Annotated in this window: 9 protein-coding genes; 6 read left to right on the top strand and 3 right to left on the bottom strand. The window is 43.6% G+C overall.

Translation table 11 applies throughout. From position 1 onward, the window contains the following. Positions 1 to 644: 644 nt before the first annotated feature. Positions 645 to 881 (bottom strand): IDEAL domain-containing protein, encoded by a 237-nt coding sequence (locus EV146_RS01345; RefSeq protein ID WP_121609658.1) that lies wholly within the window; start codon positions 879 to 881, stop codon positions 645 to 647. A gap of 198 nt (positions 882 to 1,079) precedes the next feature. On the opposite strand from EV146_RS01345, the gene EV146_RS01340 reads away from it, so the two are divergent. Beyond that, on the top strand, positions 1,080 to 1,649 hold the full coding sequence (locus EV146_RS01340) for a competence protein ComK (protein ID WP_132001007.1): 570 nt from the start codon (positions 1,080 to 1,082) through the stop codon (positions 1,647 to 1,649). A gap of 30 nt (positions 1,650 to 1,679) precedes the next feature. On the opposite strand, the gene EV146_RS01335 is transcribed toward EV146_RS01340, so the two are convergent. Continuing rightward, positions 1,680 to 2,063, bottom strand: coding sequence for a YhjD family protein (locus EV146_RS01335; protein WP_121609656.1), 384 nt, complete (start codon positions 2,061 to 2,063; stop codon positions 1,680 to 1,682). A 231-nt stretch (positions 2,064 to 2,294) separates the two neighbouring features. On the opposite strand from EV146_RS01335, the gene EV146_RS01330 reads away from it, so the two are divergent. The 5 genes from EV146_RS01330 (at position 2,295) to EV146_RS01310 (ending at position 7,144) form a co-directional block, all read left to right on the top strand. Beyond that, a complete protein-coding gene (locus EV146_RS01330; protein ID WP_132001005.1) occupies positions 2,295 to 4,277 on the top strand; it encodes a S9 family peptidase in 1,983 nt (660 codons plus the stop codon). 184 nt (positions 4,278 to 4,461) lie between these two features. Continuing rightward, entirely contained in the window at positions 4,462 to 5,400 is a 939-nt protein-coding gene (locus EV146_RS01325; RefSeq protein ID WP_132001003.1) for an LCP family protein, read from the top strand. 87 nt (positions 5,401 to 5,487) lie between these two features. Beyond that, complete coding sequence (locus EV146_RS01320) at positions 5,488 to 6,111, top strand: TVP38/TMEM64 family protein (RefSeq protein WP_121609653.1); 624 nt, start codon at positions 5,488 to 5,490, stop codon at positions 6,109 to 6,111. Between the two features lie 56 nt (positions 6,112 to 6,167). Beyond that, positions 6,168 to 6,722 carry a signal peptidase I gene (gene lepB, locus EV146_RS01315; protein ID WP_132001001.1) on the top strand — a complete coding sequence of 185 codons (555 nt, stop codon included), beginning with the start codon at positions 6,168 to 6,170 and terminating at the stop codon, positions 6,720 to 6,722. 86 nt (positions 6,723 to 6,808) lie between these two features. Next, on the top strand, positions 6,809 to 7,144 hold the full coding sequence (locus EV146_RS01310) for a hydrolase (protein ID WP_121609651.1): 336 nt from the start codon (positions 6,809 to 6,811) through the stop codon (positions 7,142 to 7,144). 18 nt (positions 7,145 to 7,162) lie between these two features. Here EV146_RS01310 and EV146_RS01305 read toward each other — a convergent pair whose 3' ends face one another. After that, the gene (locus tag EV146_RS01305; RefSeq protein WP_132000999.1) at positions 7,163 to 8,314 is read right to left on the bottom strand and encodes an MFS transporter; all 1,152 of its coding nucleotides are present in this window, start codon (positions 8,312 to 8,314) and stop codon (positions 7,163 to 7,165) included. Positions 8,315 to 8,407 lie beyond the last annotated feature (93 nt).

Here is an 8,407-nt window from a genome sequence, read left to right as displayed (position 1 = left end):
CATGCCCAAAGCCGTCAATCCCACCAAGGAAAGGGAACATAGAGCCTGTCTACGAGCCCAAAACCGTCAATCACACCAAGGAAAGGGAACAAAGAGCGCGTCTACATGCCCAAAGCCGTCAATCCCACCAAGGAAAGGGAACATAGAGCCTGTCTACGAGCCCAAAACCGTCAATCACACCAAGGAAAGGGAACAAAGAGCCCATCTACGAGCCCAAAGCCGTCGATCCCACCAAGGAAAGGGAACATAGAGCGCATCTACATGCCCAAAACCGTTAATCCCACTAAGGAAAGGGAACATAGAGCGCGTCTACATGCCCAAAACCGTCAATCCCATCTAGCAAAGGTAACATAGAGCGCGTCTACGAGCCCAAAGCCGGCGATCCCATCAAGGAAAGGTAACCTAGAATCCGTCTACAAACCTAAAGCCGTCAATCCCTCAAAGAAAAGGTAAAATAAACGGTCTACGCACCTCACGATGTCTGCCTTGCAAGCGGGAGGGTGACATAGAACCTGATCCTTCCTTCGTAAGCCGCCCTGCTGGGTAACTTACACCAACCGTTAATCAATCCTATCTTGCTCCTCCCCCCAGGCTTCACTTAAATAAAAATATCCCCCGCCGACAGCGGGGGAATCTATTTAATATTATGTGCCGAACTGTTTATTTAAATCTTTTAATTCCTCTGTCAAAGTCAGGAATAACGGTTTGTCGCGGTCATCGATGGCCTTGTCGATTCTTGTCAGCAGTTTTTCTTTCCGGGTCTGGAGCTGGATTTCGGAAATTAGCATGTCAACATAGAGTTCCAACACAAATGTTTCCTTTGCTTTAATCCGCTTCATCACACTGGCCTTCATGATTTCAGAATACGATTTTTCTTTCACTGACCTCACCTCTTGACCTTTTTTTTATTATATGGAGTTAACAGAGGATAATCAACTAAATAATTTTAATTTTTAGAAAATTTTTCTCGAATGTTAATTATGAAGAATTTAAGAACGTTGCAGAATTAGGCTTAATAAGGTGATAAACAATGGTATGATTGTCCTTGGGTAAATATACCCAGAGGAGGCGATGATAGCGTGTTCAACGAGGACAGACAGCTAGTTGAAGAATATGAGATTAATCCGTATACCATGATTATTTTTCCATATCAGTACGGAAGCAAGACCTTTTCAAAGGTTGTGGAATTTGAAGAGGAATATATTTCGCCATTTAAACCGATTGACCTCATCAAGAGGAGCTGCGAATACTTCTTTGCAGATTTTGAAGGCAGAAAAAAAGGCACCCGTATGCTAACAGGGATTACCCACAAGGCCCCCATAGCAATAGACCCCTTAAGTTCAATTTTCTTTTTACCGACAACTTCACCGACCAACTCTGGCTGCATCTGGGTTTCACATGAACATGTTCTCCACCACAAGAAATATGATTCGTACAGTACGAGAGTCACCTTCAGAAACAACCAATCCTTTATTCTTCCGGTCTCTTTTAATTCTTTTGAAAATCAGCTGTTACGGACGGCTTTGCTCAGGACACGAATGATGCAGAGAATGAAAGAAACAGAACGCCGGGCTGGCTACCTTTTCCATAGTCCGAGATTTACTGATGGAGCCGGACTTGTAAGTGAAAATAATCGTTATGAGGATTGATGGTGCAACTGGCCCTGGCAGACAGGGCTTTTAGTTATTTGCAGGCGCGTTTTGGAGGGAATGCCTTTTGAACAAGTAATAGATCATAAGCTCCTGAACCTTATTGCGGATACGGGGATTGAAGTAATTATGCTGTTCTTCATACCCCTGATAGAAAAAAAGATACATTGTAAAAGCTTCGTCCTGTTTAAGCCGTTCCACACGAAGGCTATTTTGTTTCATATAACGTTTAACTCCTGCCATTTCCTTTTGAATCACTTTCATTGTTTCTTCGATTAACTCAAGATAGGGCTTCCTCAGTTTAAATGCACTTGTTTCAACTACACCAATATCCCGGTTAAGTATGGTTAATACCATAGGCAGATAGATTGCTTTTTCCATGATATCGCGGTCTTTTTCAGGTATCCTTGTCATAAGGGTTACTCCTTTTAGTCTTGCGGAACGTATGTTCTAATTTTTATGTATATATCGTACTTCATGGACAGGCAACATTTCAAGTGGTTTTAGATTACTTTGCTTATAAAATAGGCTGTCTTTAAATGTTTAAATCATTCCCCTTAAAAGAGGGGGCTTAACGAAACTTGTTTCAAAGTTCCTGTTTACAGCTTCAGGAAACAAATACATAGTCAGAAAGGAAGCATTTATATGGGTGAAAGAAGGATCGTAACGGCAGAGGATTTATATGACTTAAAGTCGGTGTCTGACCCGCAGTTCTCTCCAGATGGGAAACGGTGTGTGTTTGTACAAACAGAAATTTTAAAAGAAGAGGACGAATATGTTTCCAACTTGTATATGCTGGATTTGGAAACAAAGAGGGAAGCCCGGCAATGGACGTTCGGGAAATTCAGGAATCACTCTCCAAGATGGTCCCCAGATGGGACCCAGCTTACATTTGTATCAAACAGAAGCGGGAAGAACCAAATTTACGTGATGACTGCGTCAGGGGGAGAGGCTCGTGAAGTGACCTCCTGCTTAAATGGAGCAAATAATCCGGTGTGGGCTCCGGACGGCAAATCGATTGCTTTCAGGACAGCTTTGAAACCCCAGGAGCCACTTGTAAATCAAGAAACGGACGATTCGAGGGAGATGCCTGGTCCGCTTGTGGTTGACAGGATGAAGTATAAATCGGACAGTGATGGATTTTGGGATGGCCGGTTCAAGCAAATTGCCATAGCCGACCTAAGCACTGGAAAGGCAGAATTGCTTACGTCAGGAGAGACCGACTGGAGTCCTGAAGGATGGTCTCCTGATGGAAACTGGATTGCTGTATCAGGGAACCCTGAGGAAAGCCAGGACCTTTCGTTTAACCAGGATATCCAGCTGATTCACACCAAAACCCGGGAAACCAGGAATATTACCTCGGGCAGAGGATTTTTCAAATCGGCCTCTTTTTCACCGGACGGAAAATTCCTTGGCTTTCTCGGAAATGAACGGGAATACGAAAATGCCACCCTTGTAAAGCTGTGGATTTGTGAATTGGAAACCGGTCTCCTTACCTGTGTCACTCAGGAAATGGATGTAATGGCGGGAGATGCTGCGGTAGGGGATTTACAGCAGGGAGCGCAAGTCCCGGGCATCCTTTGGGGGGCAGATTCACAAAGCTTCTATTTTTTAATCTCGGATAACGGCAGCACTGTTATATACTTTGGAAATCTACAGGGAGAAATCTATCCAGCCTTGTTAGATCGGCAGCATGTATATGGCATGACACTGCATCCTGAAACACAAAGAATAATAGCGGCGATAAGCAGGCCGGAGCTTCCGGGAGAACTGTTCATTCTTAAGGTGACAACCGGAAACCTTGAGCAGCTTACTCATGTGAATGAAGAGTTCACTAACAAGGTAAGACTGTCTGCACCGGAGTCTATTGTCGTTTCAGGCAGTGACGGCATGCTTCTTCATGGCTGGATCATGAAGCCGGCAAATTATAAACAGGGGGAAAAATATCCGATGATCCTCGAGATTCATGGCGGCCCGCATACAATGTATGCCAACACCTACTTTCATGAATTCCAGGTGCTTGCGGCAAAAGGATATGCTGTCCTTTATATAAACCCTAGAGGGAGTCATGGATATGGTCAGGAATTTGTGAATTTGGTCCGCGGGGATTATGGGGGCGGCGACTACAAGGATCTTATGGAGGCCGTTGACTATGTAGTGGGAAATCTTGATTTTATAGATAAAAACAGGCTTGGTGTCACTGGAGGTAGCTACGGAGGCCTTATGACCAACTGGATCATCGGACATACAGAACGCTTTAAAGCGGCGGTTACCCAGCGTTCCATCTCTAACTGGATCAGTTTTTATGGAGTAAGCGATATTGGCTATTATTTTACCGAATGGCAGATCAAGGCCGGCTTAAGGGAAGCCGAAGTATTATGGAAGCATTCACCGCTTGCCTATGTGGATAATATGAATACACCGCTTCTGATTCTCCACAGCGAGAAGGATTACCGCTGTCCGATCGAGCAGGCCGAGCAGCTGTTCATTGCTTTAAAAAGGGCAGGCAAAACAGCCAGACTCATCCGCTTCCCTGAATCCAACCATGAACTATCAAGAAGCGGAAAACCTTCCTATCGCATTGTCCGCTTAAGCTATATCACAGATTGGTTTAAGGACTGCCTGTAATTTTATAGGATTTCATGGCCCTGATACACCGCAAATTGCAACGATGCTTTGCGGTTTTTTTTATTTTTTTTCAAAAACTTTTTTATAAAAGTTTAATTGAAGCGAAAAAGAAGGAAAATAAAGAAGAAGCTATAAGACCGATAGATGCAATTAATAAGAAATTCACGATGGAAAGGATTGTTCTATGAGACAGGACCGGCATGAGAAGAGAAAAAAGCGCCGCAAAGTCAGATGGTCGGCCGTATTTTTTATTTTATTGCTCCTGATTGGAGGAGTGGGAATTTATAGTTATCTACAATTTAATGAAGGATTGGCAGACTCGCAAAAACAAACAGGGGAGGTTCAAGAAGAGTATACGTTTAATGGAAGCAAGGATGAAAATGGTTCAATTAATATTCTCCTGCTCGGAAGCGATTCCAGGGAAGGAGAAACTTCGCGTGCCGATACGATTATGATTGCGAGCTATAATCCGGACAGGGGAACCTATAAGCTTGCTTCCATCATGAGGGATACCTATATAGGCATCCCAGGCCACGGGAGCAATAAAATTAATACTGCTTTTGCACTGGGAGGCCCTGAGCTGCTTCGCCAGACCATTAAGGAAAACTTTGATGTTGACCTGGAGCATTATGCGATTGTTGATTTTCAAGGATTCGTCCAGCTGATTGATACAGCATTTCCAAATGGGGTAGAAGTAGATGTAGAAAAAAGAATGTCCACGAATATCGATGTTACTATTGAGCCGGGTCTGCAAAGGCTCGACGGAGAACATTTGCTTGGGTATGTCAGGTTCCGTCATGATGCTGTTGGTGATTTCGGAAGGGTTGAGAGACAGCAAAAAGTGATAAAAGAGGTCGGGAGCCAGCTTGCAAGCATTCAGACTGTGCCAAAGCTGCCCAAGCTTATCGGCGTTGTTGCCCCCTATATAAACACGAATATGGGCGCTGGTGACATGGTGTATATCGGAAGGGGGTTCATATCCAGGGAAAGCCGGAATATCGACTCATTGAGAATTCCTGTTGATCAGTCTTATGAAAATCAGCGAATTAGCGGGGCAGGGGCTGTCCTTGCCATAGACCTTGAGAAAAACAAACAGGCTTTGAAAGATTTTCTTGCACAGTAATTATTGGACCGCTGCACTTTTTCAATTATTTGTACAGGTGTAAAATGAGAGATAAGGACTTGTCAGGGAGCAAAAAGGAGAAACTCAATGGATTTAGAATTAATCAAGGAATGGTTTACACTAGAAAATATTATGGAATTAGTAGGGGAATACCGTGCTTTAGGACCTTTGGCAGGGGTGCTGCTGCCTTTGCTTGAGGCGTTTCTGCCATTTCTGCCGCTCGTTTTATTTGTCATGGCCAACGCAAATGCGTTTGGACTTTGGATCGGTTTCCTCATCTCATGGATAGGGGCCTGTGCAGGGGCCATGATTGTGTTCCTGTTAATCAGGAATTATGGCCAAAGAAGGCTCTTGAAATTTATCCAGAAGCATCCAAAGGTGCGCAAGGGGATGAGCTGGGTGGAGCGGCATGGGTTTGGCCCCCTGTTTTTACTGCTTTGTTTTCCTTTCACGCCATCTGCTTTGGTTAATATTGTTGCTGGTCTTTCAAAAATAAGTTTGCCCCAGTATATGCTTGCTGTGCTGGCAGGAAAAATGGTCATGATTTTTACCATCAGTTTTGTAGGCTATGATCTTCATTCATTGATCACAAAACCGCTGAGAACGGCGATTGTTATCATTATTATTCTTATTCTTTGGTATGTTGGCAAAATTATTGAAATAAAGATGAATATGAGTACTGAAAAGGATCATAATGGTAGTAAAAATTAACTGGCTGGAACTATTTCCCGATATGATGAGGCTTGAAATCGAGGTGGACAATCGAAATGAAAGAGGAATTGAGAAAAGAAGGGATCGAGTGGCTCAAAGCTTTGGCTCTGGGACTGGTCATTTTCGCATTTATTCGTACGTTCTTCTTCTCCAACTATGTCGTGGAAGGAGAATCGATGCTGCCAACTCTTGAAGAAGGAAATAAACTGGTCGTGAATAAGATCGGCTATGAGGAAAGCGACCTGCAGCGTTTTGATGTCATTGTTTTTCATGCTAACAAGAAAGAAGACTATGTTAAAAGAATCATCGGCCTGCCCGGGGATCAAATTGAATATCGGGACGATAAACTGTATATAAATGGCAGGGAAGTGGATGAGCCTTATTTAGAGAACTATCGCGCGAAGGTCTTCGACGGATCTCTAACCGGCGATTTCAATCTGGAGGATATAACCGGCAAGAAGAAGGTGCCAAAAGGGAAGCTGTTCGTTCTTGGCGATAATCGTTTAGGCAGCTGGGACAGCCGCCACTTTGGATATATTTCAATGGACGAGGTAGTAGGGAAGGTGAACCTGAGATACTGGCCTCTGGATGAGATGGATGTCTCCTTTTAAAACAAAATCAGAAAGTGATGCTAATAGGAAGATTAACTTGCAGCTCATTGTGGTAAAGCATAGTAAAAACGCGAGGAGCTGTAGGGATGCAGGAATTAAAGAAAACTTTTTATGTAAGCATTACCAGTGGTGAAGTTTTGATGGAACCGGCGGAACCGGAGGGACAATTCAAAATTGAGGCGACCGATGATGAGGTAGAGCTTCTGAGGGACTTATTAAATGAAAATTATGATTCCGATCTGGAAGGCTTTGTCGAATCCCATGTTCCTTTCAAACAATACCATGAGAATAAATCGAATCCACACTACGATAATAGTATGCGAAAAATTTACTCCATGCTCTATGAACTGGGAGATAAAAAAACAAGGGACCATATTTCAAGCATGGGCTTGCTTGAAGATGAAAATAATAATAGCTGGTGAGAAAAGCGAGGGACGGTCCTATTGGAAGTGTCCCTCGCTTTTTGTTTTGAAAAGAACCGCGCATAAACCTAAGTTGGCCATGAAAATGACCGACAGAAGGATGAGCATGTGAAAGAAATGGAATAAAGATACAATGGCCGGGGCCAGGCTTGCACCTGATAGAAGGATGAAGGAATACAGTGAAAGAGCTTTGGCCCTCCTTGTGCCTGCAAGTTCGCCTATTAGCGTAATGACAGTTGGGATAGCCAGGGATATGGATGAAATAAACATAATCGAAAAAACAATGAGACCAAGAGTGGAGTGGAATATGAGCATGGACAAAAGGCCAATTACCCCGAGGACCAGGCCAAAAGACAATGTTCGCAGTTCACCAGCTTTTTCGATTAATTTTCCGGTAAAGAGTGATACAGAAGCTCCTGCCAGGCCTGCTACCCGTATCATGTATAACTCGGACCCGGGACCTGTAAAGAACCTTCCAAGTGCATCGTAAAATGCGATGATCGAGAATAATAGGGTAAAAGCAATCATATAGCACTTGCCCAGATTGGGATCATGCAGAATGGAACGGAAGGTTCGCCATAGTTTTTCCTGTTTGCCATGCAATCCAGGTGACTCTGGGAGAAGCCAGTAAGTCAATGCGGCCAACAGCGAGTAACAAAGTGCAAAGAAAATAAAAACACTGTTCCATGAGAGCCACTCAGAAAGAAATGAACTGGCAAGCTGTCCAAAAATGCCGGCAATCAAGAAACCAGTGTTAATTAAAACAACCAGCAGGGTTCTCTGCTTGAATGGAAATAGTTCAAACGAGTATGAAAAAATCACAGAAGCAAATGAAGCAAGTGTAAAACCCTGTATCGATCGGGTCAGCCATAGGCTAAAAACGTCTGTTGAAAGGGCTACGGCTAAGGATGAAAGGGCAGAGGCAAGGAGCCCGAGAACAAGTATTTTTTTTCGGCCTGTGTAATCGGAAATCGGGCCAATGGAGAGAAGCCCGCAAGCATAAAAAAATGTAAAAAGGCTGCCTGCCCAAATCACGCTGCTTCTCGAGATACCTAGATCTTCAGCAATTGTCCCGTAAATTGGGATGAGAGTATAAATATTGCTGGCAACTAAAATGGAGCAAATGGACAGGAGAGCAGGAATGTTCCGGCTAAGCGGCAAAGGATTCATAAAGATCACCCAAGGTTAATTTATGCTAATAGGCAGTAATTTGCAGGTTGTATTGGGAATAATTTACGAGAGGGCAAACTCGAATTTTTGCTG

This window comes from Mesobacillus foraminis (assembly GCF_004340465.1).
Taxonomy (GTDB): domain Bacteria; phylum Bacillota; class Bacilli; order Bacillales; family Cytobacillaceae; genus Mesobacillus_B; species Mesobacillus_B foraminis.
This window is presented reverse-complemented; position numbering and strand designations above follow the sequence as displayed.

What these genes read in the sequence shown, in the direction of transcription:
- EV146_RS01335 (WP_121609656.1), bottom strand. Translation starts at nt 2,063, where the DNA reads ATGACAAGGATACCTGAAAAAGACCGCGATATCATGGAAAAAGCAATC.
- EV146_RS01330 (WP_132001005.1), top strand. Translation starts at nt 2,295, where the DNA reads ATGGGTGAAAGAAGGATCGTAACGGCAGAGGATTTATATGACTTAAAG.
- EV146_RS01325 (WP_132001003.1), top strand. Translation starts at nt 4,462, where the DNA reads ATGAGACAGGACCGGCATGAGAAGAGAAAAAAGCGCCGCAAAGTCAGA.
- EV146_RS01320 (WP_121609653.1), top strand. Translation starts at nt 5,488, where the DNA reads ATGGATTTAGAATTAATCAAGGAATGGTTTACACTAGAAAATATTATG.
- lepB (WP_132001001.1), top strand. Translation starts at nt 6,168, where the DNA reads ATGAAAGAGGAATTGAGAAAAGAAGGGATCGAGTGGCTCAAAGCTTTG.
- EV146_RS01310 (WP_121609651.1), top strand. Translation starts at nt 6,809, where the DNA reads ATGCAGGAATTAAAGAAAACTTTTTATGTAAGCATTACCAGTGGTGAA.
- EV146_RS01305 (WP_132000999.1), bottom strand. Translation starts at nt 8,314, where the DNA reads ATGAATCCTTTGCCGCTTAGCCGGAACATTCCTGCTCTCCTGTCCATT.